Below are 25,540 nucleotides of genomic sequence, written 5' to 3'. Positions count from 1 at the left end.
ACGTGCGCGACATCGCTGTCTTCACCGGTACCGCTCATCCCGAACTCGCCGCCGAGATCTGCCGTCACCTCGGCGTCGACCTCTCCCCCAGCCGCGTCACCCGCTTCGCCAACGACTGCCTGGAGGTGCAGCTGCAGGCGAACTGCCGGGAACGGGACGTGTTCCTGATCCAGCCGCTCGTGCCGCCGGTGCAGGAACACCTGGTGGAGCTGCTGTTGATGCTGGACGCCGCCCGCGGTGCCTCCGCCGCGCGCACGACCGTGGTGCTGCCGCACTACGCGTATGCGCGGTCGGACAAGAAGGACGCGCCGCGGATCTCGATCGGCGGCCGCCTGGTCGCCGACCTGATGGTCGCCGCCGGTGCCTCGCGGGTGCTCGCGATGACGTTGCACTCGCCGCAGGTGCACGGCTTCTTCTCGGTGCCCGTCGACCACCTGCACGCGTTGCGGGAGCTGGCGGCGCACTTCACCCGCAACGACCTGTCCAACACCGTCGTCGTCTCGCCGGACCTGGGCAACGCCAAGGAGGCGGCGCACTTCGCCCGCATCCTCGGCGTGCCCGTGGCCGCCGGTGCCAAGCAGCGCTTCGCCGACGACAAGGTGCAGATCTCCACCGTCATCGGTGACGTGGCCGGCCGCGACGTGATCGTGCTGGACGACGAGATCGCCAAGGGCTCCACCGTGATCGAGCTGCTGGACAAGCTGCGCGAGCGCGGCGTCGGGACGATCAGGGTCGCCTGCACGCACGGCCTGTTCTCGTCGGGCGCGTTGGAACGGCTCCAAGCCTTCGACGACGTGCTGGAGATCGTCGCCACCAACACGGTGCCGATCCCCGAGGACAAGAAGGTGCCGAAGCTGCAGGTGCTGTCGATCGCTCCGGCGCTGGCGGAGGCCATGCGCCGGATCAACGTCGGCGAGTCGGTGTCGACGCTCTTCGAAGCTCCCTGAGACGTACCTACCTGAGATGCGCCCACCCGAGACGTGCCTACCTGAGATGCGCGAGCGCCGTGATCAGGCGCTCCGCCACGTCCTCCGGTCCCGGCATCTTGCGCACCACGGCACGTTGGTGCGCAAGGCCGTGGAGCCCGAGCCACAACGCCACCGCGTCGCCGTAGAGGTCGTCGCTGCCGTGCGCGATCCCGGCCTCCACACACGCGCCGAGCACGTCGGCGAGCACCGCGAGCGCCTCCGCGCCCAGTGACTCCAGGTCGTCGTCGGTGATCGACGCGTCGTCGACCGACGGCGTCCACAGGCCGCCGAACATGATCCGGTAGCGCTGCGGGTGCTCCCGGGACAGGTCCAGGTAGGCGTTGCAGACGGCGAACAGCCGCGCGCGCGGGTCCGGGCCCGCCTGCTCGTCCGCCTCGCGCAGGGCGACGGCGAGCCGGTCCATCTCCTGCCTGACCACGGCCAGCATGATCGACGGCTGGTCGGCGAAGTGCGGGTAGATCGACGGTGCCGCGATCCCCGCCTTGCGCGCGACCGACCGCAGCGTGACCGCGCGTTCGTCGCCGCCCTCGTCGAGGATCTCGACGGCCGCCGCGATGATCTCCTCGCGCAGCTTCCCCCCTTCGCCACGACGGTTTCGCCTGCGTGCGGGGGTTGCCGACCCGGTGTTCGTCACGCTCGTAACCATACACGTGAAAGTTTATGACTGTTAGGCCTTGCGCTCGTTTACTTACGGTCGTTAGCTTATGACCGTAAGCACAACGACCCGAGGAGATACCGACATGAACGCCACCACCGCCACCACCCGCGCCACCGAGGTCGTCCTGCCCGGCGTGGTCGAGCCCGACGGCCTGCACGTGCGGGTCCGCGACCTGCCGGCACCGGGCGCGGGCCAGGCGGTCGTGCGCATGGAGGCGACCGGCGTCTCGTTCGCCGAGCAGCAGATGCGCCTGGGCAAGTACTACGACCAGCCCGCGTTCCCGTTCGTGCCCGGCTACGACGTCGTCGGCACGGTGGTCGCGACCGGGCCCGGTGTCGACCCGCTGATGAAGGGCCGCCGGTACGCCGCCGTCACCAAGGTCGGCGGCTGGGCCAGCCACCTGACCGTGGCCGCGGCCGACCTCGTACCGGTGCCGGACGGCATCGACTCCGCCGCCGCCGAGACCGTGCTGGTCAACGGCGTCACGGCGTGGCAGATGCTGTACCGCACCGCCAAGGTGGAGCGCGGCGGCACGATCGTCGTGCTCGGTGCGAACGGCGGCGTCGGCTCGACGCTGGTGCAGCTGGCGAAGCACGCCGGCATCAGGGTGATCGGCACGGCCTCTGCCCGCCACCACGACGCGGTGCGCGAGCTCGGTGCCGCCGAGGTGGTCGACTACCGCGACCCGGAGGTGTACGACCGCATCCGCGCGCTCGCCCCCGGCGGTGTCGACGCGGTGTTCGACCACGTCGGCGGCGCGGGCCTGGCGGAGTCCTGGAAGCTGCTGCGCCGCGGTGGCGCGCTGGTCAACTACGGTTCTGCGGCGACGAAGGACGAGCCGGGCAGCGGCATGGTGCCGGTGCTCAAGCTGTTCGCGCGGCTGCTGGTGTGGAACGCGCTGCCCAACGGCAAGCGCGCGGGCTTCTACAACTTCTGGGCGGGCAAGCGGTTCCGCACCGCGGCGTTCCGCGCCCGCTTGAGCGAGGACCTCACGCAGGTGCTGCGCCTGGTCGGCAGCGGTGCGCTCACCCCGCAGATCGCCGCGCGCGTCCCGTTGACCGACGCGGCCGCCGCGCTGGCGCTCGCCGAGTCGCGCACCGTCCTCGGCAAGGTCGTCATCGTCCCGCAACCGTGACCAGGCCCGGCTGCCGCGAGACCATCGTGGCGGCGGCGACCGCCCTGGTCGACCGGAGGCACGCGGTGACGCTGCGCGCCGTGTCCCGCGAGGCGGGCCTGCCCACCTCGTCGATCTACCCGCACTTCCCCGATCCGCCGGCGATCCTGCTGGCCGTGTGCCACGAGTCGTTCCGCGAGCTCGAAACCGCGGTGCTCGGCGCGGCCGACGCCTGCTCGGCCGGCCTCGCCTACCTCGACTTCGCCGTCGCGCACCCGCACCGCTACCGCGTGATGTTCGGTGCGGCGGACCTCTCCGGACCGGCGCTGCGCCTGTTCACCCGAGTGCTCGCCGACCCCCGCCGCACCGAACCCGCGGCCGACGCCCTGGTGCTGTGGCTGGGGCTGCACGGCCTCGCCGACCAGCGCGCCACGACCCGGCGCTCACCCCGGTTCGCCGTCCTCGCACCACGCCTCATCACCTCGCTCATCTGACTTCCAGGAGGTCCTGCCGTGAACGCCACCACGATCCGCTCCACCGCCGTCGTCCCCGCCACCGAGATCGACAACCGCCCCGCCTACCTGGGCTTCGCCACCGCCTACGTCCTCGGCCACGGCAGCGCGGCCCTGTCCAGGGGCGTCGACCCGGTCGTGGTGCTGCCGTCGTGGCTGCCGGTCGCGTTCCTCGCCGCCGGCATGCTCGTCGCCACGGTGCTCGCCACGACCGCGGCGCTGCGGGCCCAGCGTGCCGCCGCCCCCGCACGGCGACGAGCGGAGAAACTCGTCGGCGCGGCCTGGATCGTCGGGTTCACCGCGCTCGCCCTCGCGATCACCGGCCTGACCACCGTGTTCGACCGCCCGGAGCTGCAGGCCGTGCTCTGGCCCGCGGGCTCGACCATCGTGGTCGGCCTGATCTACCTCGCCGAGGGCGCCGTCCGCGGCAACGCCCTGCACCACAACCTCGGCACGTGGCTCGCCCTGGTCGCCGCGGCGGCGCTGTTCGTGCCCGGCGCCGGGTTCTTCGGGGTGCTGGCGGTGCTCGGTGGTGCCGCGTACCTGCTGGCCGCGTTCCTGGAGCCGCGCCGCCTGGCATCGCTTGCCTGGTAAGGGTTCCTACAGCCGCACTCGCACCGTGACCCGGCCTTGGGCGTCACGGTGCGATGTCGCGTGCCCGATCCGTTGCGAGCGGAGAACGCCGTCCGCTCGACGCCGGATCAGCCGGGGTGTGCGCCGACGGTGTCGCGGATCTGCGCCCCGAGGTCGGAGGACGCCGACCGCGCGCAGTGGGCGCAGCAGAAGAACCGGCCCTCCACCTCCACGCCGTGCCCGATCACCCGGCAGTCGCAGTGCTCGCAGCGCGGGGCGAGGCGCTGGATCGCGCACTCGAAGCTGTCGAACGTGTGCACACCACCGCCCACCGTGCGGACCTCGAAGGCCATCCAGTACTCGTTGCCGCAGACGTCACAGGTCGCCATGCGCGGAAGACTGCGACAGGTCGGCCGGGTCGGCAACTCGAAACGTCAGGTCGCACACGGTCGATGAGAGGTCCACAGAGGACACGACGCCTCGGCTGAGCGGGACCGGCCGGATTCGAACCGGCGTTCTCCCTCCCCTGTGGGAGGGCGCGTCGACCACTGCGCTACAGGCCCCTTCGCACCGCGTACGACAACACTAGTCCGTGAACAGCGGGCCGTATGCCCTGCGAAAGTGTTGGACCCATAAGGTTCGTGCAACAACCTCGGACTGGACGGTGTCGTGCCAGGGATCGACTACTACGAGTTGCTCGGTGTCAGCCGGGGCGCCAGCGCCTCGGAGATCAAGTCGGCCTACCGGTCACTCGCCAAGGTCATGCACCCCGACGCGGGTGGTACCTCGGGCGGCTTCCGGCTGCTCCAAGAGGCCTACGAGACGCTGAAGGACCCGGTCCGCCGAGCGGACTACGACCGTCCCGCAGCGCCCACACCGTCCGTGGTGCGCCCGCCCGCACGCCCGCGACCTCGGCGAACGGGCCGGACCGGGCGGTTGCGCGACTTCGGCGACGACCCGAGCTACCTGGCGCCCAAGCCGCGCGTCGACCTCGGTTCGATGGGCTGGTGGAACCGGATCGACCTCGGTCAACGGGTCCGCTACGTCCCCGCCACCGGCCTCGGCCACGCCCCCGCGGCGGCCGCGATCGGCGGGTGGTTCGTCCTGCTCATCCCGTTGGCGCTGCCGTTGTCGCCGCTGCTGCTGGCCGTCTGGCTGCCCCTCGTGGCCGCCGCCGGTTACGGGGCGTTCCGGCTGGTCCGCCGGTACGTCGCGGTCGCGCGGGCCGAACGGGCGTTCGCCGGGGAGTACGACGGGAACACCATCTTCGGCCGTCCGGGTGAAAACAGACGCGAACGGCTGACGGCCGGACTGCTGACCGAGTACCTCACCCAGCTGCCGGGGGTGCGCGTCTTCCACGGCCTCGCGTGGCCCGGCTCGGTGTTCGCCGACGTCGACCACGCGCTGCTGTGCGGGCGCCGGCTCGTGCTGATCGAGTCGAAGTCGTGGCTGCCCGGCCACTACTACTGCGACGAGGACGGCGAGCTGTGGCGCAACGGCCACCCGTTCCGCGGCGGTGGCACCCAGCTGCTCGAAGGCGTCGAGCGGTTCCAGGAACTGTTGCCGTCGCTGGAAGTCCGCGGCGCGCTGATCATCTACCCGAGCCGCGCGGGCGAGGTCACCTGCGACGACGACCTCGACTTCGAGGTGCCGCCGATGACGCCGGAGCAGTTCGTGCGCGAGATCGGCGAGTGGCTGGCCGACGACCCGGCCACGGTCGACCGCGAGGCGCTGCGCGTGCTGGTGCGCCAGGTGGTGTCCGAGGTCCGGGTCGCCGGCGCCTGACGGCCTACCGGTCGGCGAGCAGGTCCAGCTCCCGCAACGCCTTCTCAACGTCGGCGACGCGGTTCTACGACCGGTAGAGCGCCAGAGCCGCGCTCCAGCACGACCGCGCCCACGCCAGCCGGTTCAGCGCCGCATAGGTGCCGCCGAGCTGCGCCAGCGTGTCCGCCTCGCCGTAGCTGTTGCCGAGCTCGCGCCTGATCGTGAGCGCGCTCTCGTGGTAGGCCATGGCACACGCGTGGTCGCCGATGGCGCCGAGCAACGTGCCGAGCGCGGCGAACGCGGCCGCCTTGCCCGGCGCGTACTCGTGCTCCTGGAACAACTCCAGCGCCTTGTCCGCCGACGAGTGCGCGAGGTCGTGATCGCCCAGCCGCCCCGCGTACGTGCCGATCATGATCAGCGCCCACGCCTCCCGCATCGGCAGACCGGCCTGCCGGTAGTGGTGCAGCGCCTCGACCGCGTGGTGCAGCGCGCGACCGAAGTCGCCCCGCTCCCCGGCCGCCCGCGCCGCGGCGTGGTGCACCGAACCCCGCCGGTGCGGGTCCCCCAGCCCGTCCACCAGCGCCAGCGCCTGGTCCAGCTGCTCGGACGCCTCGTCGTACTGCCGCAACCGCGAGTACGAGAACCCCAGCATCTGGTGCACGGGCACCCGCGACGACAGGTCGCTCGCCGCCGGCGCCGCCGCCCGCCACGCCCTGAGGTCGTCGTGCAGGTGCCCACGCCACCAGTGGTAGCCGTGCAGCACCCAGGCGAGCTGCCACACCGCGTCGCCCTCCGCGAGCTGTTGCGCCGCAAGGACGTTCTGGTGCTCGATGTCGAACCACTCCAACGCCTCCGCCTGCGAGGCGAACTCGAGCGGCACGCACCGCGGCGGCGCCGGCGCGACGTCCTGCCCGTCGGGGTCGAGCAGCCGGTCCCCGTTGTGCGCGGTGTGCAGGTAGAAGTCGACGAGCCGGCGCCGGACCTCGTGCCGTGCCGCGTCCTGCGCCGCCAGGTCCTCCGCGTAGAGCTGCACCAGGTCGTGCATGCGGTAACGCCCCGGCATGTGCTCGTGCACCAGCGAAACCCGTTCCAGCGCACGGAGCACCCGCGCCGCCTCCACCACCGGCACCCGCGCTATCACCGCCACCGCACCGAGGCTCACGTCCGCCGTCCGCGTGACCCCGAGCATCCGGAACACCTCGGCCTCCCGCACCGACAACGCCGCGTACGACCACGACAACACCGCGGTCAGGCTCAGCGCGCCGTCACCCTCGTCCAACGCCCCCAGCCGGGTCAGCTCAAGCTCCCGCACGAACGCCGCGAGCGGGAACGACGGGTGCGCCGTCGCCCGGCTCGCCACGATGCTCAACGCCAGCGGCAATCCCGCGCAACACGCGACCAGCTCCCCCGCCGCCTGCGGTTCCGCGTCGACCCGCTGCTTCCCGATGAGCGTGCGGAGCAGCTCGTGCGCCGCACCGTCGGACAACACGTCCAACGTCACCGACCGCGCCCCGTGACTGCGCACCAGCCCCGCCAGCCGGTCCCTGCTGGTCACGATCACCACGCAGGACGGGCTGCCCGGCAACAACTGCGCAGCGTGCGCCGCATCCCGCGCGTTGTCGAGCAGGATCAACATCCGCCGCCCCGCCACCAGACTCCGGTACAGCCCCAGCCGCGCACCGACGTCGACCGGAATCCGGTCCGCGGCGATCCCGAACGCGTCGATGAACCCGCGCACCGCCGTGTCCAACGACATCGGATCGCCACTCGCATCCCGCCCGCGCAGATCCACGAACAACTGCCCGTCCGGAAACCTGTCCACATTTCGGTGCGCCCACCACAAAGCGAGCCAGGTCTTCCCGATCCCACCCGTCCCGGCCAATGCGGAAACCACCACCGCCCCACCCTTTCCCGCGGCCTCGTCCATCGCGGCCGCCAGCAACGCCAACTCGCGTTCCCTCCCCACGCACACGAACGGCGCCGCCGGCAACTGCCGCGGAACGGGCAGGACCTGCGCAAACCCGTGCAGGTGCACCCCGCCCTGGATGGACCCGGCCTGCACGACCTGACCCTGCACACCTCCGCCGACCCCGTTCTCCACCGTCACGAAACCACGAGGAACAATCCCCCGCCCACCAGCGCCCCCTAGTGCTCATTCCCCGGTCACGGGGAATGGAACGGCGTTTCCCGCCCCTGCCCTTAGAGTGGCGTGACTGTTCGAACACGGATTGCCACAGCGGCGTGCGTGCTCATTTCAGCGACGAGCGGTCAGACCGCTTCGTTCGGACCTATACGAAAGACCGAATCGGTTCGCGTTGCTCTAGGAAGTGCTGCCGGACCAGCACATCGCCTGAACGAGGCAGTTCACCCCTTGGTGCAGCGTTTGCTACACCTAAGCTGTAGCAAACGCTGCACACGGTGTAGCGTTGGTGCATGGAACGTGTCATGGCCCTTCAAGTCATCGGCGAGATCGCTGCTGACCAGTGGGGCCTGTTCACGACCCAGCAGGCGGACGCAGCAGGGGTGAACCGCACGACTTTGACCCGGCTGGTCTCGGCGGGGCTTGTCGACCACGTGACGCGCGGCGTCCACCTCGTCGTCGCAGCGGGAACTCCGAACCACCTCGAAGAGAAGTCGGCATGGCTTCGCCTGGATCCGTCTCGCCGCGCTTGGGAGCGAGACGTCGCCGACTGCGACAACGGCGCTTTCTCGCATCGCACCGCTTGCGTCCTGCACGGCCTCGGTGACATACCTGCGCCACAGGTCGAGATCACGGTGCCACGACGACGAACCACCCGGATCTCCGGCGTTCGACTGCATCGAGGCACGCTGATCCGCGACGAGATCACCACGACCGATGACGGTCTACCGGTGACCACGGTCGAACGAACCATCAGGGACCTCCTCGTCGCGCAGGTCGACGGAGGCCATCTGGGCGGAGTCCTGCACGACGCACTTCGCCGCCGGCTGGTGGACGTGCAAAGCCTTCTGATGGTGCTGGCCGACCACGCAGCCGCATATGGCATCAGCGGAGACGATGGGTCCCGTCTGCTGCAGCACCTGCTGCAGCAGGCAGGGGCAGATGCCGCGTTCGAGGGCCGATCGGCGGTGACGATGGCCACCGACTCCAGCCTTGCGGCAACAGCGACGGTTCACTCGATCGCCAACCAGCTCGCCGGGTTGGACGTGGCGCAACTGAAGAAGTTGCAGGCGGCCGTGAACGCGGCGATCGACGAATCAACCAGCGACAACCCCGAGCTGGAGAGCAAGCAGTGAGCTACGCCTCGCCCCTGGCACTGAGCCGCGCTCTTCGAGATCGCGCCAAACGCGAGGCCGCGAACGCCGGCACACGTCCTGGCGATCTGCTCAACAGGTTCTTCTTCGAGCGGCTCCTCGCCAGAGTTTTCCGCCACGACCCCGATGGTTGGCTCCTCAAGGGCGGCCAAGCGATGCTGGTGCGCTACCGCGATGTCCGCCACAGCCGGGACATCGACCTGTGCCGCCCACACGCCACCGATCTGAACGAGGCGGTGGCTGCGATCCGCGCTGCCGCGGACTTCGACCTGGGCGACTTCGTTCGATACGTGTATCGCGGACGTGCCGAGATGACGGAAAACCGCCCGACCACGCGCGTTTCGTTCACCATCCTGGTGGGCCCGCGGACGGAGGGCACCGTCAGCGTCGACCTGGTTGTGCACTCACCGCTGCACGGAACACCCGAGCTGCGAAGGTTGCAGCCGTCCGTCCCTGTTGACTGGCCTGACGACTGGCCAGTGGTCAGGCTGTACCCGCTGATCGCTCACGTAGCGGACAAGGTGTGCGCCCTGTACGAAAAGCACAACGGGAGGATTTCCACGAGGTACCGCGATCTCGTGGACCTGGTGCTCATCGCTCTGCGCGAGTCCGTTGTGGGCCGAGAACTGCAAATTGCCATCAGGCACGAATGTCAGCGGCGCCGTGGTGCAGGCATCGATCTTGAGCTCCCCGAGGTGTTCACCGTGCCGGAACCTGCCTCTTGGGGCACCGGGTACGAACGCGAAGCCAGCACCCTCGATGCCTTGGCGGCGCATCGGACGCTCACGCAGGCAACCGAACTCATGAGGAGGTTCCTCAACCCGATTCTGTCGGCAGAGGATCCTGGTCGGTGGATTGCCGCCGAACTGCGGTGGAGCCCGAACCCGTGAGTTCGCCGGGCGACAGTCGCCTGGTCCGTGACACCATCCCGCCATGACCCGCACGCTGTGCCTCGCGCAGAATCCCGACGCGGACGCACTCCTCACGTCGGACATGTTCGCCCTGCTTCTTGGCATGACGCTCGACCAGCAAATCCCCATGGAGAAGGCCTTCTCCGGCCCCAAAGTCATCGCTGACCGAATGGGCAGTCTCGACGTGCACCGCATCGCCGAGGCCGACCCCGAGGAGTTCGCCGCCGTCATGGCGACGCCGCCGGCCGTGCACCGCTTCCCCGCCTCGATGGCCACGCGGGTGCAGGCGCTCGCGCGGTTCGTGGTGGCGGAGTACGACGGGGACGTGACGCGGATCTGGGCTGAGGGGGACGGGGGCGCGGTGTTCAAGCGGCTCAAGGCGTTGCCGGGGTTCGGGAACCAGAAGGCGAAGATCTTCCTGGCGTTGCTCGGCAAGCAGGCCGGGGTGACGCCGGAGGGGTGGCGCAAGGCGGCCGGGCACTACGGCGACGAGGGCAGCAGGCGCAGCGTTGCGGACGCGACGGACCGGAAGTCGCTGCTGGAGGTGCGCGCCTTCAAGAAGGCGGCGAAGGAGAAGGCGAAAGCGAAGTAGCGCCAGAGGCGGTCGTCTGGTCCACTGGGGGCACGCCGCCAGCCCGAACGGGGTGCGTTCGCGCCTCGTGGGAGAAGGGGCGTTGCGTTGCGCATCAAGGCCATTGGCGTGTTCGCGGTTCTCGCGCTCAGCTTGGCGATCACACCCGCGTCAGCGGCGTCCACGTGGCCGGGGGACTCGGCCACCAGGACCGCGGACGGTTCGAACGTGTTCGGCACGAACCTCAGCGGGGTGTCGTTCGAGAGTGCGGGGGTCGTGTGGGCCGTGAAGAACGGGCCCTCGACGCTCTACCGGCTCGTGCCGGGTGGGAGTGGGAAGTGGCAGGTGGACCGGAAGGTGTCGCTCCGGTTCCCCGACGGGCAGGGTGATCCGGATGCCGAAGGGGTCGTGAGCACGCCGGACGGGTTGTTCGTCGTCGTCGAGCGGGACAACGACGACGGTGACGTGAGTGCGCCGGCGGTGTTGAAGGTCGGCAGTGGGAGCAGTGCCGTCAAGGCGTGGGAGCTGCCGGGGATGCCGGAGGTGGATCCCAACGACGGGCCCGAGGGCATCGCGTGGGTGCCGGACTCGTTCCTGACCGGGCAGGGCTTCAAGGACGACACCGGGAAGCGGTACGACCCGGCCGACTACCCCGGGCACGGCAGCGGGTTGTTCGCGGTGGGGCTGGAGGCGACCGGCGGCGTCTTCCTGTACGCGTTGCAGGACGGTGGGGCGCGGCTCGTGGCCGGGTTCGCGAGCGGGCTGGCGCAGGTGATGGACCTCGAGTTCGAGGGCAACCGGCTGTGGGCGGCGTGTGACGACCATTGCAACGGGCGGTCCACGACGCTCGCGATCCGCGATGGGCGGTTCAAGGTCACGGCGACCTACGACCGGCCGGCCAAGCTGCCCAACGTGAACCTCGAAGGGTTCGCCATCGCTCCTGCCTGCGTGAACGGCAAGAAGGTCGTGCTGTGGGCCGATGACGACAACACGGGTGGGCACGCCCTTCGCAGTGGCGCGTTGAACTGCGCGTAAAGCCACGGCGCCCCCGGGACAATGTGTCCCAGGTCACATTGTCTCGGGGTCGTCCGCATCCCAGGCTGAGATCCGCTGGTGCAAGGGAGGGCATCGGCGGGTTTGTACGAACTCACACTTGGGGGAACGAGTTCCATGGGCAGAGCCCGCCAGTTCGGCGTGCGCAAAAGACGGCACGCTCTCATCCTCTTCCTGGTCATAACGGTCACCCTCGGCGTCTTCGGGCCCGCTCTCGGGCAGGTGCTGTCCGAGCAGCTCGCCCGGTCCGCTGCCGAGCGGGAACCAGGTCACGGGCCTGATCAACGGCTCGGCACGGCGAGTGCCGAGGGCGCGACCGGCGAGCGCAACAACGCCGAGGCCGCGACGTTGCAGTCGAAGTACCCACCGGTCGAGCTCAACGCGAAGCCGAAGGCCGCGAACTCCGCACAGGTGGTCGACGCGGCAGCGAAGGCGCAGGTCAAGGGCTTCGACGCCGCCACCAGCACGGAGGTGACCGAGCGGCGCGGTGAGCGGAGCAGGACGTTCCGCAACGCCGACGGCACGCTGACCTCCGAGTACAGCAAGGACCCGCTGAACTTCCGCGAGCAGGACGGCAGCTGGGCGCCGATCGACACGAACGTGGTGGCGGACAACGGTTTCCGCAACGCCGCGGACTCGGTCCGCAGCCGGTTCGCGCCGTTGGCCGACGCGCAGAAGCTCGCGGAGCTGCAGCTCGACGCCGGCCACCGGGTCGAGTTCGGGCTGGCCGGCGCGGCACGGGTGCCCGGCACGAGCTCTGGCAGCTCGGTCACCTACGCCGGTGTGCGGCCGAACGCGGACCTGCGGTTCGAGGTGGAAGCGGGCGGCTTCAAGGAGTTCCTGGTCCTGCACAACCAGGACGCGCCGCACGTGTGGGACTTCCCGCTGAAGCTCACCGGCCTCACCGCCGAGCTCAGGGACGGCGACGTCGTCCTCAGGGACGAGAGCGGCGACGAGCGCGCCGTCATCCCCCACGGCTTCATGGCCGACTCGAAGAAGGGCGAGATCTCCGGCATCACGGCCGAGTCGCGCGGCGTCACGTACGAGCTGCTGGGCGACAAGGGCCGGCAGGTGCTGCGGGTCGGCCTCGACTCCGCGTGGCTGCGCGACCCCGCCCGCGTCTACCCGGTCGTCGTCGACCCGCCGGTGCACCGCAAGGACGCGTCGGCGTCGATGTTCGTGCAGCGCAACGGGGACGGCTCGACGTTCAGCCAGCCGGGCGGTGAGCTGCGCGCCGGTCACGTCGTGGACGGCGGCTCGTTCACGGCGGCGTCGTACCTCCACTTCCCGAACGTGCAGAACGACCTGGCGGGCCACCGCATCCTCGGTGCGCAGCTCGCGATCACCAACTACCACGCCACGTCCTGTTCCGCGACGCTGCCGATCACGGTGCACGCGGTGACGCAGGACTGGACGGCGCGCACCGGGTACAGCTTCCCCGGCCCCGGCTACGACGGCACGGTGCTGGGCAGCGCGCAGTTCGCGCACGGCTGGATCGCTCCGCGCACCACGGTGTCCAAGTGCCCCACGGCGACTGAGCTGGTCACGCTCGGCGAGAACGGCCGTTCGCTGATCCAGCGCTGGGTCACGGGCCAGCAGGCCAACTTCGGTCTCAGCGTGCGCGCGTCCGAGACGGACGGCCGCAGCTGGAAGAAGTTCACCGGCGCCGGCACGGCCAACCCGCCGCGGCTCGCGATCACGCACTCGCCGTTCGACGCCGGGTACCGGTTCGAGAACCCGGTGCCGGACCCGCCGGTCACCCGCACCAACGGCGGCAAGGTCAAGATCACCGTCACCAACCGCAGCGCGGTTGACTGGGGTTCCAACGACTTCGCGCTGGCGTACCGGCAGTTCAGCGAGAACGGCACCTACCTCGGCTGGAGCGAGTCGGCGCCGCTGCCCGGCACGGTCGGCCGCGGCGCGTCGGTCACGCTCGACGCGAACATCCTCAAGACCGAACCGGGCACGTACCGGTACGAGTTCTCGATGCTGCGCCGCGGTGGCGCGATGTTCACCGACGAGCAGGTGCCGCCCGCGGGCCTCACGTTGCGGGTGGAGGAGATCGCTCCCGCACTGCAGGAGCAGTGGCCGCCCAACGGGTACTCGTCACCGTCGCTCACGCCGACGTTCTGGGCCAGGGCGATCGACGTCGACGCCCCTCTCACCGGCGGCACCCTGCAGTACCGCTTCGAGATCTGCGACAAGAACGAGCAGAACTGCTTCGACTCGGGCCGCGTCAACAGCCAGACCTGGACCGTCCCGCACGGCAGGCTGAGCTGGAGCACAGAGTACAAGTGGCAGATCTTCGCCTGGGACGGCCAGAAGGAGAGCCCGAAGATCGGGTTCGCCACCCTGCTGACCGCCGTGCCGCAGCCGGAGATCACCGCGCACCTGGGCACCGCGCCGTACAGCGGCAGCGGCGGTGACTTCTCACCGCAGGTCGGCAACTACACCACCGGCGCGGTCGACGCGTCGGTGACGACCGTCGGGCCCGAGCTCACGGTCAACCGCACGTACAACAGCCTCGACCCGCGGCGCACCGGCCTGTTCGGCGCCGGCTGGTCGAGCCGGTACGACATGCGGATCACGCCGGACGACGACGGTTCCGGCAACGTCGTGGTCACCTACCCGGACGGCCAGCAGGTCAGGTTCGGCGCCGACCTCGACGCGCAGGGCAGGCCCACCGGGGGCCGGCTCGCTCCCCCGCCGGGCAGGTGGGCGACGCTCGTGCCGCAGACCGGCGGCGGCTGGCTGCTGACGGACAAGTCGAACACGACGCACCTGTTCGCCGCGGACGGCACGCTGAGCAGGACCACGGACGCCGCGGGTCGCGCGGTCGCGTTGACCTACGAGTCCGGCAAGCTGAAGACCGCCAGGAACACGACCAGCAACCGCACGCTCACGTTCACGTGGGCGGGCAACCACGTCAGCACCGTCGCCACCGACGCGGTGAACGGCAAGACCTCGACGTGGCGCTACAACTACGAGACCGGCACCGACCGGCTCAGCACCGTCTGCGACCCGCTGAGCAACTGCACGACGTACAGCTACCAGCAGGGCACGCACTTCCGCAGCGCCGTCATCGACAGCAACCCGGACAGCTTCTGGCGGTTCCGCGAGGACAGCGGCACCGACGCCCGCAGCGAGGTCGCGACCAACCTCGGCAAGGACACCGGCCGCCTCACCGACGTCACCCGCACCGCGGTGGGCGAGGGCGTGGCCGGGGCGGGTGACCGCGCGGCCTCGTTCAACGGCACCACGTCCGCGGTGGCGCTGCCGCAGGGCCTGATCAAGAAGAGCCGTGAGGTCACCGTCGAGCTGTGGTTCAAGACGGGGGCCGGCGGTCCGCTGGTCGGCGCCCAGAACACCCCGCTCGGCACCGCGCCCGCGAACACCGTGCCGGTGCTGTACGTGGGCACGGACGGCAAGCTGCGCGGCCAGTTCTGGCACGGCGCGGTCGACCCGATCACGTCCACCGCGGCGGTCAACGACAACCGCTGGCACCACGTCGCGCTCACCAGCACGGTGAACAGGCAGTGGCTGTACCTCGACGGCCAGCCGGTCGGCGACCGGACGGGCACGATCGACAACTCCACCCTGACGCACGTGCTGGTGGGTGCCTCGCAGCAGCTCAACACGACCGACTGGGCCGGTTGGGGCAGCACCGTGCGCAGGCACTTCTCCGGCCAGATCGACGAGGTCGCCGTCTACCAGCACACGGTGGGGCAGCTCGCGATCAACGCGCACCGCGCGGCGCTCGACCCGGCCGACCAGCTGACCAAGGTCGCGCTGCCGAGCGGCAAGGTGGCGGCGGAGGTCAGCTACGACGTCCAGCGCGACCGGATGCACACGCTGGTCGACGGCAACGGCGGCAGGTGGACGCTGAGCGAACCGGTCGTCAGCGGCCCCAGCCGGGAGAAGATGGTCCGCACGGTGCGGGTGATCGACCCCGGCAACCGCTCCCACTTCTACGACTACGACCCGCTGCGCGGCCGCATCCTGCGCTACCTCGCGCCGCTGGGCATGGAGGTCAGGCCGGAGGACCGGCCGACCCAGCCGACGACCACCACCACGACCACGACGTGCGTCAGCCAGCCGGGCGGCTCGTTCTGCGAGGTGCCGATCGGCGGCGGGCCCGGTTCGTTCGTGCCGGTCGAGATGCAGGGCGCCCGCACCTACGAGTACGACGAGGCCGGGTTCCAGAGCAAGATCACCGACGAGACCGGCAACCGGGTCACGCTCCAGCACGACAAGCGCGGCAACATCGTCTCGCGGACGTCCTGCCGCTCGGGCCTGTCGGACTGCCAGACGTCGTACTTCCAGTTCTTCGCCGACGAGTCGAACCTGACGGACCCGCGGCTGGACAAGGTGATCGCGGCGCGGGACGGCCGTTCGGCCAGTGCGACCGACGACACCTACAAGACCAGCTACACCTACACGGCGCTCGGCGAGCTGGACACCCAGACCACGCCGGACGGTGCCGTGGTGCGGCACCTCTACACCGACGGCAACCAGCCGGCGGTGGGCGGCGGCAACGCACCGGCCGGGCTGGTGCGCGAGAGCACCGACGCCCGCGGCGCCGTGACGAGGTACCGCTACCACGCCACCGGTGACCTCGCCGAGGTGACCACGCCGGCGGGTCTCGTCACGACCTACACCTACGACGCGCTGGGGCGCAGGGAACGCACCACCCAGAACGGCGTGTTCTCCGCGACGACCTACGACCAGCTGTCCAGAGTGGACAGCGTCACGCAGCCGGTGGTGAAGAACCCGGTCACCGGTGTCTCGCACCAGTTGCAGGTGCGGACCGACTACACCGTCGACGGCTTCCCGGAGCGCGTCGAGGCCAAGGACCTCACCGGCGGGGACGCGACCAGGACCGCCACGACCGAGTACGACGACCGCAACCGGGTGCGGCGCCTGGTCGACGCCGAGGGCCTGGAGACCACCTTCGGCTACGACAGCTCCGGCAACCGCACCTGGACGGTCGGCCCGGACGGCGTGAAGTACGAGTACGCCTACACCGCGCGCAACATGGTCGCCGAGGTGCGGTTGCGCGGCTGGCGCGACCAGTGGCGACCGGCGGAACCGGACGAGGAGACCAGACCCGTCTCCCCCGACGACTACCTCGTCGTCGCCGCGTACGACTACGACCTCGCGGGCGAGCTCGTCGGGCAGACCGACGCGATGGGACGCAAGACCGGCTACCGGTACTACACCGACGGCTCGTTGAAGCAGACCTACGCGAAGGGCTTCCACGACGAGGACGGCAGCACGCGCGACATCGTGCTCGCCGACTTCAGCTACGACAACGCCGGCAACCTGACCAAGGTCGTCGGCACCGGGAACCGGGTCACCACCACCGAGTACGACCGGGTCGGCCGGATCACCGCCACCACGGCGGACCCGAACGGCCTCAAGCGGCGCTCCGCGCTCACGTACGACCTGAACGGCAACGTCACCAAGGTCGTCCGCTCCGGCCTGGAGTCCAACACCGGCTCCCAGCTGGTGTCGACCGACGTGGAGACCGTCGAGTTCGGCTACGACGCGGCCGGGCGCCAGACGTCCGAGCGCGTGTGGGTGGACGGCAAGTGGCTGACCACCGTGCGCGGCTACGACGCGCAGAACCAGCTGACCTCGATCCACGACCCGCGCGGCACCTCGACCACGGCGGAGATCAGCTACGACGTGCTCGGCCGGGTGATCGGCACCAGGGCACCCGAGGTGTCGGTCGAGGCCGGTGACGGCAGCGCCGCCGTGCGCACCCGTCCGGAGACCAAGGCCGGGTACAACACCTTCGGTCAGCCCACCGAGTCCGTCGACGCGCAGGGCAGGACGTCGCGGGCCACGTTCGACAAGCTCGGCCGGCTGGTCGACGCGTTCGCACCTCCTTACACCCCACCGGGTTCCACCTCGGTGATCACGCCGCGCCTCACGCACAGGGACTACGACGGCGACGGCAACCTCGCCGCCGTGACCGACGCCCGCGGTGCCGTGACGCGGATGAGGTACGACCAGATGAACCGCGTCGTCGAGGTGGCCCACCCGCACCCGACGACGCCGGGCGAGTCGCAGGGCACCTCGTCGTTCACCTACACCCGTGTCGGTGAGCTGCTGTCGAGCGTGAACGCGGACGGCGGGCGTGCCGAGCGCACGTACGACGACCTCGGTCGCCTGGTCACGGCCACCCAGCTGGAGCGCAGGCCCCAGCCGGGCACGTTCACGAGCCGGTTCAAGTACGCCGACTCCGGTGACCTGCTGGAGAAGGTGTCCGCGGGCGGCTCCAGGTCGACGTTCAGCTACGACGCGGTCGGCGCGCTGACCAAGGTCGTCGACCCGGCCGGCGTGCCCACGCACTACGGCTACGACATGGTGGGCCGCCCCGCCACGGTGAAGGACGCGCTGGGCCGGTCCACGCGCACCAACTACGACACGGCGGGCCGGGTCAAGAACTCCGTCGACCTGAACCCGCTGGGCCAGCTGCTGCGCCGTTCGTCGGTCACCTACGACGCGGCCGGCAACGTCGAGACGACGCGTGACCCGCTGAACCGGACGACGACGTTCACCTACGACGCCCTGAGCCGCGTGGTGCAGCAGGCGGAGCCGGAGTCGGTCACGACCAGCTTCGGCTACGACGCGGCGGGCAACCTCACCCGCTACACCAACGGCAAGCAGATCCCGACCTACAACACCTACAACTCGCTGGGGTTGCCGGAGAAGACGGTCGAGCCGTCGACCGCCGCGCACCCGAACGCGGCCGACCGGACGTGGGTGACCTCCTACGACACCGGTGGGCTGCCGGTTCGCGCGGTCGCCCCCGGTGGCGTGGCGCGGGAGCGGACGTTCGACCTGCGCGGGCAGCTGACGCGCGAGACCGGGTCCGGTGCCGAGGCCCCGACCGTCGAGCGGGTCATGGCCTACGACGTGCTCGGCAGGCTGACCTCCGCGTCGGCTCCCGGCGGCACGAACACGTTCACGCACAACGACCGCGGCCAGCTGCTGACCGCCGACGGCCCGTCCGGCACGTCGTCGTTCGGCTACGACTCCGACGGCCGCGTGACCACGCGTTCGGACGCCTCCGGTGCCTCGACCTACGCCTACCTCAACGGCCGTCTGAGCAGCGTGCAGGACGCGCTGACGGGCACGCTGCAGGTCGCCTCGTACAACGAGGTCGGCCAGGTCAAGGCGATGGAGTACGGCGGCGGCCGCAAGCGGGAGTTCGAGTACGACGACCTCGCGCGGCTCAAGGCCGACAAGGTCGGCGGCGCCTCGAAGACGTACACCTACGACAACGGGAACCAGCTCAAGACGGCCACCTCGGCCGGCTTCGCGGGCCCCGCGCTGCAGGAGTACGGCTACGACGCGCTCGGCCGGCTGACCTCGTGGAAGTCCGACGGGGTCGAGACCGCGTACGGCTGGGACGCGGCGGGCAACCGCACCTCGGCGGCCGGCAAGACGGCGACGTTCGACGAACGCAACCGCCTGCTGAACGACGGAACCGACTCCTACGTCCACTCCCCGCGCGGCACCACGGTGTCGAAGGGCGCGCAGCAGTCCAAGTTCGACGCGTTCAACCGCCTGGCGTCCCAGGGCGCGGCCACGTACTCCTACGACGGCCTCGACCGGGTGGTCAAGCGCAACTCGACCACCTTCGCCTACTCCGGCACGGGCAACGACCTGGCCTCCGACGGCTCGTCGACGTTCAGCCGCGGTCCCGGCGCCGACCTGCTGGCGGTGCAGCAGAACGGCACCAAGCGGCTCGCGGTGGCCAACGGCCGTTCCGACGTGATCGGGTCCCTCGACCCGGCCTCCGGCACGCTGACGGACACGACCTCGTACGACCCGTTCGGCAAGGTCGTGGGCGGCACCAAGCGCCCGCTGGGCTACCAGGGCGACTGGACCGACCAGGAGACCGACCAGGTCAACATGTCGGCCCGCTGGTACGACCCGTCCCGCGGCGCGTTCTCCAGCCGCGACTCGGCCGCGCTGCCGGCGAACCCGTCGTCGTTCGCGCACCGCTACAACTACGGTGCGGGCGCGCCGACGAACTTCGTCGACCCGAACGGCATGAGGCCGCGCGACGTCACCTGCGACTACCCGCGCCCCTACCCGTACTGCTACGAGAACGACCACGCGGAGGGCAAGCCCTCTCCCGGGATGTTCGACAAGATCAACCCGCCGAGCAGCCAGGGCGGTGACGACTGCACGGCCCGCAAGGCGTTCTCCGGCGGCGGGTGCGACACGCCGTGCAACGGCGCCGGCCGCGACCCCAGCCTGCTGGTGTCGTTCGGCGGCGGGAGCTCGTGCGTCAACGGCTCCGGTGACGGCGACACCGAACCCGGCGGCCGCAACCCGAACAAGCCCAACGGCTACAACTACGCGCCGCCACCGCCGCCGGACCCCGCGATCGCGGCCCGCGCGGAGAACCGCCGCGCGGCGATGAACAACCCGATGCCGATCCCGTCGGCACTGGGCCAGCCGCTCTACGGCGACAGCTTCGACCCGCCGGTCTCGTCGTCGCCGCAGACGCCGTCACACCAGTTCGCCGACCAGGTCGACCCGGTCGACGGCGTGGCGATGACGTACCAGAAGATCGAGCAGTCGATCACGCGCGCCGAGGTCCTGCTGATGAAGGACGTCGTGGCGCTCGGCAGCTCGCTGGAGCTGAACGAACCGAACCGGCCGGACGGGGACCTGTTCCAGGCCCAGCTGAAGAAGACGTGGGAGGACTTCAAGGCCGACCCGAACGGGTTCGGGCAGGCTCTGACGACCGGGCTGTGGCACGTGTCGCTGGACCTGCTGGGTCTGGTGCCGGTGGTCGGCGAACTGGCCGACGGGCTGAACGCGCTGTTCTACGCGGCGGAGGGGGAGTGGCTCGAAGCCGAGTTGTCGGCGGCGGCGATGGTGCCCGGGATCGGGATCGGCGCCACCGCGGGCAAGGCGGTGGCCAAGACCATCCCGTCCGACGTGGCGACCCATCTGGTCAAGAACGCCGGTACGCCGGACGCCTACGTGCCCTTGCTGAAAGCACCGTGGCCGCGCGAGGTCAAGGAACTGGTGGAGCAGGGCTTCACCAAGGACCGCTTCCCCGGTGAGCCGTTCAGCAAGCGGGCGAGGGACTCCGACCCCGACGGGTTCGCGTACTTCACCACCGATCAGGAGCTCGCCATCAAGTACGCGTTGGAGCGCAGGAGCGGCGTCCTGCAGGTCAAGGTTCCGCTGGCCGACTACGTCCAGCACTTCCAGCAGTTCGAGAAGACCTACGACGGCGGACCGCACACCGAACTGCCCGTTCCCAACACGATGTTCGATCTGCTGAACAGCTACAAGAGGGATTACTTTTCACTGCAATGAGCACCGACACTGATTGGGAAGCCGCGAAAGAGCGCCTTCCGGTGGGCCAGCAGGTGGACGCGACCGTAGCGGCCACGAGGAGGTTCGGCCTCTTCCTCACGTTCGACGAGGATCCGAACGCCACGGGTTTCGTCGACGCGCTCTCGTACCGGCCGCAGGGCGTGTCCCTCAGCCCTGAAGAGCTGCCGGAGGCGGGTTCCAGGATCCGCGGTCTGGTGGTGGAGCACAGCGAGCACAACAAGCAGATCAGGGTCCGGGTCGGGCCACCCGTCTGACGGAGGCGGGCGAACGTCGAGTGACCGGCACGGGCCGGGTCTGGTGTCCAGACCCGGCCCGTGCCGTCTCCGGATTGTCGGTGGCGTCGCCTAAAGTGCCGCCCGTGACCGCACCCCACATCCCCGGCCTCACCCTCCTGAGACCCCTCGGCTCCGGCGGTTTCGCCACCGTCTACCGCGCCCACCAGGCCCAGCTCGACCGCGACGTCGCCGTCAAGATCGACAACCGCGTGCTGGCCGACGAGCGGGATCGCAGGAGGTTCGTGCGGGAGGCGCACGCGGCGGCCAAGCTGAGCGGGCACCCGCACGTCGTCGGGGTGCACGACGCGAACATCACGCAGAACGGCACGCCCTACCTGGTGATGGAGCTGTGCGACGGCGGGTCGCTGGCTGACCGGCTGGAGAAGCAGGGGCGGTTGCCGGCCGAGCAGGTCAGGGATCTGGGGATCAAGCTCGCGGACGCGCTCGCCGCCGCGCACAGGGAGGGTGTGCTGCACCGGGACATCAAGCCGGGCAACATCCTCGTCGACCGGTACGGGACGCCGAAGCTCGCCGACTTCGGGTTGGCCGCGCTGCTGGACGCGCAGGGCGGGAGCACGGTCACCAGGGACGCGCTGAGCCCCAGCTTCGCGCCGCCGGAGGCGTTCGCCATGGCGCCGCCGACGCCGCAGGCGGACGTGTACTCGCTCGCCGCCACGCTCTACACGTTGCTGGCCGGGAAGCCGCCGCGACCGGTGCCGTGGCCCATCACCAGCTTCGACCACCTCGGTGAGGTGCTGCGGAAGCCGGTGCCGACGGTCGACGGGGTGCCGTCGGCGTTGCACGACACGATCGCCCGCGCGTTGCACCCGGACACGACGCAGCGCACGGCGACTGCGGCGCAGCTGCGCGACGAGCTGCGGAGCTTGACGCCCCAGCAGCCCAAGGCCGCGAAGAGGTGGCCGCTGGTCGCGGCGGTCGTGGCGGTCGTGGCGGTCACGGCCGGGGTGCTGGTGTGGAGCTCCGGCGGTGACAAGACGCAGGCGAGCACGCAGGACCCCCGGCAGCAGAGGACGAACGAGGTCGCGCTGGAGTCCGTGCCACCGTTCCTGAAGGTGTGCGACAGCGGTTTCTGCGTCGACAGCTCCACGTGCTTCCGCGGCACCGTGCAGGCCGGTGGTGCGGCGGCCACGGCGCGGCGGACCGGCAGTTGCTCGGAGGACCACTTCTGGGAGGCGTTCGCCGGCGGGTGGCTGTCGGGGCCGATCCCCACGGCCGACCCGGAGGACCTGGCGAAGGCGCCGGAGCTCGCCAAGACCTGTTCACCCGAGGTGATGAAGGCGAACACGAAGGCCGGGGTCGACACGACCGGCTGGGACATCGTCGCCGTCGGCTTCAAGGACGGCGAGCGGAGCTACTACCTGTGCCTCGGGTCGCCGCCGGACGTGGGTGAGACGGTCACGGCCGCTTTCGGCAGTTGAACAAATCCACTTGCGACGGGTCGTAACGTGGACCGCTGTGCGTGTTCACGCCGATTTGATCATTGCTGGGTTCCGAAGGTATTCGACCTACCGACAGGCGATGCTGGCCGGGATGACCACGAACGTGGTCTTCGGCCTGCTCAGGGTCGCGGTCCTCGTCGCCGCCCTCAAGGCGGCGAACGGTGAGATCGCCGACTACGACATCGCCGCGACCAACACGTACGTCTGGATCGGGCAGGGGCTGCTCGGGTTCGTCCTGCTGTGGGGACCGAACGAGCTCGCCGAGCGAGTGCGATCCGGTGACGTCGTGGTGGACCTGTACCGGCCTTGGCACCTGTTGAGCGCCTTGCTCGCACAGGACGTCGGGCGCGGCGGGTACGCGTTCCTCGTGCGGCTGCTGCCGCCCGCGTTGTTCGGCATGCTGTTGTTCCCCTTCCAGTTCCCGGACAGCCCCCTCCGGTGGCCGCTGTTCCTGGTGAGCGCGCTCATCGCGCTGGTGTGCAGCTTCGGGGTGCGGTTCCTCGTGGAGGTCAGCGCGTTCTGGCTGCTCGACAACCGCGGGCTGTACGGGTTCTGGAACGTCACGTCCGGCCTGCTGTGCGGGTTGACCGTGCCGATCGCGTTCTTCCCGCAGTGGGCGCGGGACCTGCTGTGGATGAGCCCGTTCCCGGCGTTGCTGCAGGCGCCGATCGACGTGTTCCTCGGCCACGGCAGTGTCGTGAGACTCCTGCTGTACCAACTTTTCTGGGCCGTCGTGGTGCTGGCGCTCGGCCACTTCGCGTTGCGGCGCGCGGTGCGCAGGGTGGTGGTGCAGGGTGGCTGACGTCATCTACCCGCGGCTCATCGGCGCGCGGCTGCGCAGCCAGCTGTCCTACCGGGCGTCGTTCGCGCTGGACTTCGTCACGCAGGTGATCGCGCAGTGGTACGAGCTGCTCGTGATCCTGGTGCTGTTCGGCCAGGTCAACGCGCTGGGCGGGTTCAGCAGGGACGAGGTGCTGCTCATGTACGCGTTCGCTGGCGCCGCGTTCGGCGCCGCGGACCTGTTCGCGGGGCAGCTCGACAACCTGCCGACCTACATCCGCACCGGCAGCTTCGACGTGCTGCTGATGCGCCCGCTCGGCACGTTGCCGCAGATCATGGTGTCCGACATCCGGTTGCGGCGGATCGGGCGGATCTTCGGCGCGGTCGCGGTCATGGTCTACGCGCTCAACCGGGTCGCGGTCGACTGGTCGCCGGCGAAGGTCGCGCTGGTGGTCCTGACCCCGGTGGCGGGCGCGGTCATCTACAGCGCGGTGTGGGTGGTCGCGTGCTCGATCTGCTTCTGGATCGTCGACGGCCGCGAGTTCGCGAACGCGGTCACCTACGGCAGCGGCGCCTTCACCTCGTACCCGATCAACGTCTACTCCCGGCCGCTGCGCTGGTTCATGGCGTTCGTCGTGCCGGGGGCGTTCGTCGCGTACTACCCGAGCCTCGCGCTGCTCGGGAGGCAGGACCCGCTCGGACTGCCGGGCTGGGTCGGTTGGACATCACCGCTCGTCGCGGCACTGGCGGCCGTGGTCGCCGGGCTGGTGTGGCGGTTCGCGGTCGGGAGATACCGGGGAACGGGATCATGATCGAGGTCAGGGAGCTCCGCAGGGAGTTCAAGGTCGCCACCACCAAGGGCCTGCGGCGCAAGTACAAGACCGTCACCGCGGTGGACGGGGTCAGCTTCGACGTGGCGGCGGGCGAGGCCGTCGGGTACGTCGGCCCGAACGGGGCCGGCAAGTCGACGACGATCAAGATGCTGACCGGCATCCTGGTGCCGAGCAGCGGCCGGGTCCAGGTCAGCGGGGTCGACCCGGCCAAGCAGCGGCGGGACCTCGCCAAGCGGATCGGCGTGGTGTTCGGCCAGCGCAGCCAGCTGTGGTGGGACCTGCCGCTGCGCGACAGCTTCGACCTGCTCCGGTCGATCTACCGGGTGCCGCCGCCGGACTACCGGACCCGGCTCGACGAGTGCGTCGAGCTGCTGGGCCTGCGGGAGTTCCTGCTCACACCGGTGCGGCAGCTCTCGCTCGGGCAGCGGATGCGCGGTGAGATCACCGCCGCCCTGCTGCACGCGCCGGAGCTGCTGGTCCTCGACGAACCGACGATCGGCCTGGACCTGGAGTCGAAGGAACGGCTGCGGGAGTTCCTCAAAGACCTCAACGCCCGCCGCGGCACCACGCTCCTGCTCACCACGCACGACCTCGACGACATCGAACGGCTCTGCCCGCGGCTGATGGTGATCGACCACGGCCGGGTGCTCGCCGACGGGGCGCTCGACGCGCTGCGCGAGGAGGTCACGCCGGAGCGCGAGCTGGTCATCGACCTCAGGGAACCCGGCCCCGCGCCGGACGTCCCAGGAGTGACGGCCGTGCGCAGTGAAGCGAGCGGGACGCGCCACCACCTGACGTTCAGGAGAGCGGAGACGACGGCGGCCGAACTGATCACCAGGGTCGTCGCGCAGGTGGAGGTGCACGACCTCGCCGTCGTGGAGCCGCAGATCGACGACGTCATCAGGAAGCTCTACCAGCGCCAGGTCGAAGAATACGCCCACCGGTAACCGCAGGTCGGTAGAGTCGGGGACAACACAAACGGACACTTCGGGCAGAGGGAGAGCGAATGCGCCTTATCGGACCGCTGGCGGCAGCCGTCATCGCGTTGGGCAGCTTGACGGCCTGCGACACGATCCAGGGAGTCAGCGACACCGCGGACAAGGTGAAGCTGTGCGCCGACGCGATCCAGCTGGTCGGGTTCTCACCGGACCTGAGCGACCCGCAGAAGGCGCTGGAGGACACCAAGGCCAAGGCGACCGACCTCGAGAACCTGGCCAACTCCGCACCCGACGAGCAGGTGAAGAAGGCGCTCGAGGAGGCCGCGAACGGCATGCAGAACGTCGGTTCCGCGGCGGACTGGGTCACGCAGAAGGCTGACATGGTCGCCAAGGTCTCCGCCGCGTGCGGTGGATGAGCACTCGAGTCCCTGTTGCGCACC

The 25,540-nt window shown here is 70.1% G+C and carries 19 protein-coding genes and 1 tRNA gene; 16 read left to right on the top strand and 4 right to left on the bottom strand.

Features of this window, described 5'->3' with window-relative positions; genetic code table 11:
* Positions 1-2: 2 nt before the first annotated feature.
* On the top strand, positions 3-947 hold the full coding sequence (locus tag ACZ7CH_RS04640) for a ribose-phosphate diphosphokinase (protein WP_470373150.1): 945 nt from the start codon (positions 3-5) through the stop codon (positions 945-947).
* Between the two features lie 37 nt (positions 948-984).
* On the opposite strand, the gene ACZ7CH_RS04635 is transcribed toward ACZ7CH_RS04640, so the two are convergent.
* Complete coding sequence (locus tag ACZ7CH_RS04635) at positions 985-1,623, bottom strand: TetR/AcrR family transcriptional regulator (RefSeq protein ID WP_360395939.1); 639 nt, start codon at positions 1,621-1,623, stop codon at positions 985-987.
* A gap of 106 nt (positions 1,624-1,729) precedes the next feature.
* Here ACZ7CH_RS04635 and ACZ7CH_RS04630 point away from each other — a divergent pair, with 106 nt between their 5' ends.
* Genes ACZ7CH_RS04630 through ACZ7CH_RS04620 form a run of 3 tightly spaced genes read left to right on the top strand, consistent with a single transcriptional unit; the run spans position 1,730 to position 3,867 of the window.
* Positions 1,730-2,782, top strand: a complete 1,053-nt coding sequence (locus ACZ7CH_RS04630; RefSeq protein WP_458430242.1) for a medium chain dehydrogenase/reductase family protein — start codon at positions 1,730-1,732, stop codon at positions 2,780-2,782.
* Entirely contained in the window at positions 2,779-3,255 is a 477-nt protein-coding gene (locus tag ACZ7CH_RS04625) for a TetR/AcrR family transcriptional regulator (protein ID WP_458430241.1), read from the top strand. Before ACZ7CH_RS04630 ends, ACZ7CH_RS04625 begins: the two co-directional genes overlap by 4 nt.
* 18 nt (positions 3,256-3,273) lie before the next feature.
* On the top strand, positions 3,274-3,867 hold the full coding sequence (locus ACZ7CH_RS04620) for an ABC transporter permease (RefSeq protein ID WP_458430240.1): 594 nt from the start codon (positions 3,274-3,276) through the stop codon (positions 3,865-3,867).
* 107 nt (positions 3,868-3,974) lie between these two features.
* Here the strand turns inward: ACZ7CH_RS04620 and ACZ7CH_RS04615 are convergent, their stop codons facing one another.
* Positions 3,975-4,235, bottom strand: a complete 261-nt coding sequence (locus ACZ7CH_RS04615) for a Prokaryotic metallothionein (protein ID WP_065916091.1) — start codon at positions 4,233-4,235, stop codon at positions 3,975-3,977.
* Between the two features lie 100 nt (positions 4,236-4,335).
* Positions 4,336-4,410 (bottom strand) — tRNA-OTHER (locus tag ACZ7CH_RS04610).
* A 105-nt stretch (positions 4,411-4,515) separates the two neighbouring features.
* Between ACZ7CH_RS04610 and ACZ7CH_RS04605 the strand changes: the two genes are divergently transcribed.
* Entirely contained in the window at positions 4,516-5,631 is a 1,116-nt protein-coding gene (locus ACZ7CH_RS04605) for a J domain-containing protein (RefSeq protein ID WP_360395931.1), read from the top strand.
* Positions 5,632-5,695: 64 nt separating this feature from the next.
* On the opposite strand, the gene ACZ7CH_RS04600 is transcribed toward ACZ7CH_RS04605, so the two are convergent.
* Positions 5,696-7,717 (bottom strand): ATP-binding protein, encoded by a 2,022-nt coding sequence (locus tag ACZ7CH_RS04600; RefSeq protein WP_470373149.1) that lies wholly within the window; start codon positions 7,715-7,717, stop codon positions 5,696-5,698.
* A 326-nt stretch (positions 7,718-8,043) separates the two neighbouring features.
* Here ACZ7CH_RS04600 and ACZ7CH_RS04595 point away from each other — a divergent pair, with 326 nt between their 5' ends.
* The 11 genes from ACZ7CH_RS04595 to ACZ7CH_RS04545 all read left to right on the top strand — a co-directional run bounded on the left by ACZ7CH_RS04595 (position 8,044) and on the right by ACZ7CH_RS04545 (position 25,516).
* Positions 8,044-8,886, top strand: a complete 843-nt coding sequence (locus ACZ7CH_RS04595) for a type IV toxin-antitoxin system AbiEi family antitoxin domain-containing protein (RefSeq protein ID WP_470373148.1) — start codon at positions 8,044-8,046, stop codon at positions 8,884-8,886.
* Entirely contained in the window at positions 8,883-9,794 is a 912-nt protein-coding gene (locus tag ACZ7CH_RS04590) for a nucleotidyl transferase AbiEii/AbiGii toxin family protein (protein WP_470373147.1), read from the top strand. The genes ACZ7CH_RS04595 and ACZ7CH_RS04590 overlap by 4 nt, the downstream gene beginning before the upstream one ends.
* A 43-nt stretch (positions 9,795-9,837) precedes the next feature.
* Positions 9,838-10,407: an HhH-GPD-type base excision DNA repair protein gene (locus ACZ7CH_RS04585; RefSeq protein WP_470373146.1), complete on the top strand. Its 570-nt coding sequence runs from the start codon at positions 9,838-9,840 to the stop codon at positions 10,405-10,407.
* Between the two features lie 108 nt (positions 10,408-10,515).
* Entirely contained in the window at positions 10,516-11,421 is a 906-nt protein-coding gene (locus ACZ7CH_RS04580; protein WP_470370070.1) for a hypothetical protein, read from the top strand.
* 135 nt (positions 11,422-11,556) lie between these two features.
* Complete coding sequence (locus ACZ7CH_RS04575; protein WP_470373145.1) at positions 11,557-20,793, top strand: LamG-like jellyroll fold domain-containing protein; 9,237 nt, start codon at positions 11,557-11,559, stop codon at positions 20,791-20,793.
* Positions 20,790-21,068, top strand: coding sequence for an RNA-binding protein (locus tag ACZ7CH_RS04570; RefSeq protein WP_470373144.1), 279 nt, complete (start codon positions 20,790-20,792; stop codon positions 21,066-21,068). The genes ACZ7CH_RS04575 and ACZ7CH_RS04570 overlap by 4 nt, the downstream gene beginning before the upstream one ends.
* A gap of 104 nt (positions 21,069-21,172) precedes the next feature.
* Positions 21,173-22,528, top strand: a complete 1,356-nt coding sequence (locus ACZ7CH_RS04565; RefSeq protein WP_470373143.1) for a serine/threonine-protein kinase — start codon at positions 21,173-21,175, stop codon at positions 22,526-22,528.
* A gap of 112 nt (positions 22,529-22,640) precedes the next feature.
* Positions 22,641-23,351 (top strand): ABC transporter permease, encoded by a 711-nt coding sequence (locus ACZ7CH_RS04560; protein WP_360395916.1) that lies wholly within the window; start codon positions 22,641-22,643, stop codon positions 23,349-23,351.
* Entirely contained in the window at positions 23,344-24,141 is a 798-nt protein-coding gene (locus tag ACZ7CH_RS04555; protein ID WP_360395914.1) for an ABC transporter permease, read from the top strand. The genes ACZ7CH_RS04560 and ACZ7CH_RS04555 overlap by 8 nt, the downstream gene beginning before the upstream one ends.
* Positions 24,138-25,109 (top strand): ABC transporter ATP-binding protein, encoded by a 972-nt coding sequence (locus tag ACZ7CH_RS04550; RefSeq protein ID WP_470373142.1) that lies wholly within the window; start codon positions 24,138-24,140, stop codon positions 25,107-25,109. The genes ACZ7CH_RS04555 and ACZ7CH_RS04550 overlap by 4 nt, the downstream gene beginning before the upstream one ends.
* A gap of 59 nt (positions 25,110-25,168) precedes the next feature.
* Positions 25,169-25,516: a hypothetical protein gene (locus tag ACZ7CH_RS04545; protein ID WP_360395911.1), complete on the top strand. Its 348-nt coding sequence runs from the start codon at positions 25,169-25,171 to the stop codon at positions 25,514-25,516.
* The last annotated feature ends 24 nt before the right edge of the window (positions 25,517-25,540 follow it).

Source organism: Lentzea sp. NPDC037011, from assembly GCF_055607425.1.
The sequence above is the reverse complement of the archived record's forward strand: the minus strand, read 5'-3'. Positions and strand labels throughout refer to the sequence as shown.

What these genes read in the sequence shown, in the direction of transcription:
- ACZ7CH_RS04595 (WP_470373148.1), top strand. Translation starts at nt 8,044, where the DNA reads ATGGAACGTGTCATGGCCCTTCAAGTCATCGGCGAGATCGCTGCTGAC.
- ACZ7CH_RS04630 (WP_458430242.1), top strand. Translation starts at nt 1,730, where the DNA reads ATGAACGCCACCACCGCCACCACCCGCGCCACCGAGGTCGTCCTGCCC.
- ACZ7CH_RS04575 (WP_470373145.1), top strand. Translation starts at nt 11,557, where the DNA reads ATGGGCAGAGCCCGCCAGTTCGGCGTGCGCAAAAGACGGCACGCTCTC.
- ACZ7CH_RS04550 (WP_470373142.1), top strand. Translation starts at nt 24,138, where the DNA reads ATGATCGAGGTCAGGGAGCTCCGCAGGGAGTTCAAGGTCGCCACCACC.
- ACZ7CH_RS04585 (WP_470373146.1), top strand. Translation starts at nt 9,838, where the DNA reads ATGACCCGCACGCTGTGCCTCGCGCAGAATCCCGACGCGGACGCACTC.
- ACZ7CH_RS04615 (WP_065916091.1), bottom strand. Translation starts at nt 4,235, where the DNA reads ATGGCGACCTGTGACGTCTGCGGCAACGAGTACTGGATGGCCTTCGAG.
- ACZ7CH_RS04545 (WP_360395911.1), top strand. Translation starts at nt 25,169, where the DNA reads ATGCGCCTTATCGGACCGCTGGCGGCAGCCGTCATCGCGTTGGGCAGC.
- ACZ7CH_RS04560 (WP_360395916.1), top strand. Translation starts at nt 22,641, where the DNA reads ATGACCACGAACGTGGTCTTCGGCCTGCTCAGGGTCGCGGTCCTCGTC.
- ACZ7CH_RS04570 (WP_470373144.1), top strand. Translation starts at nt 20,790, where the DNA reads ATGAGCACCGACACTGATTGGGAAGCCGCGAAAGAGCGCCTTCCGGTG.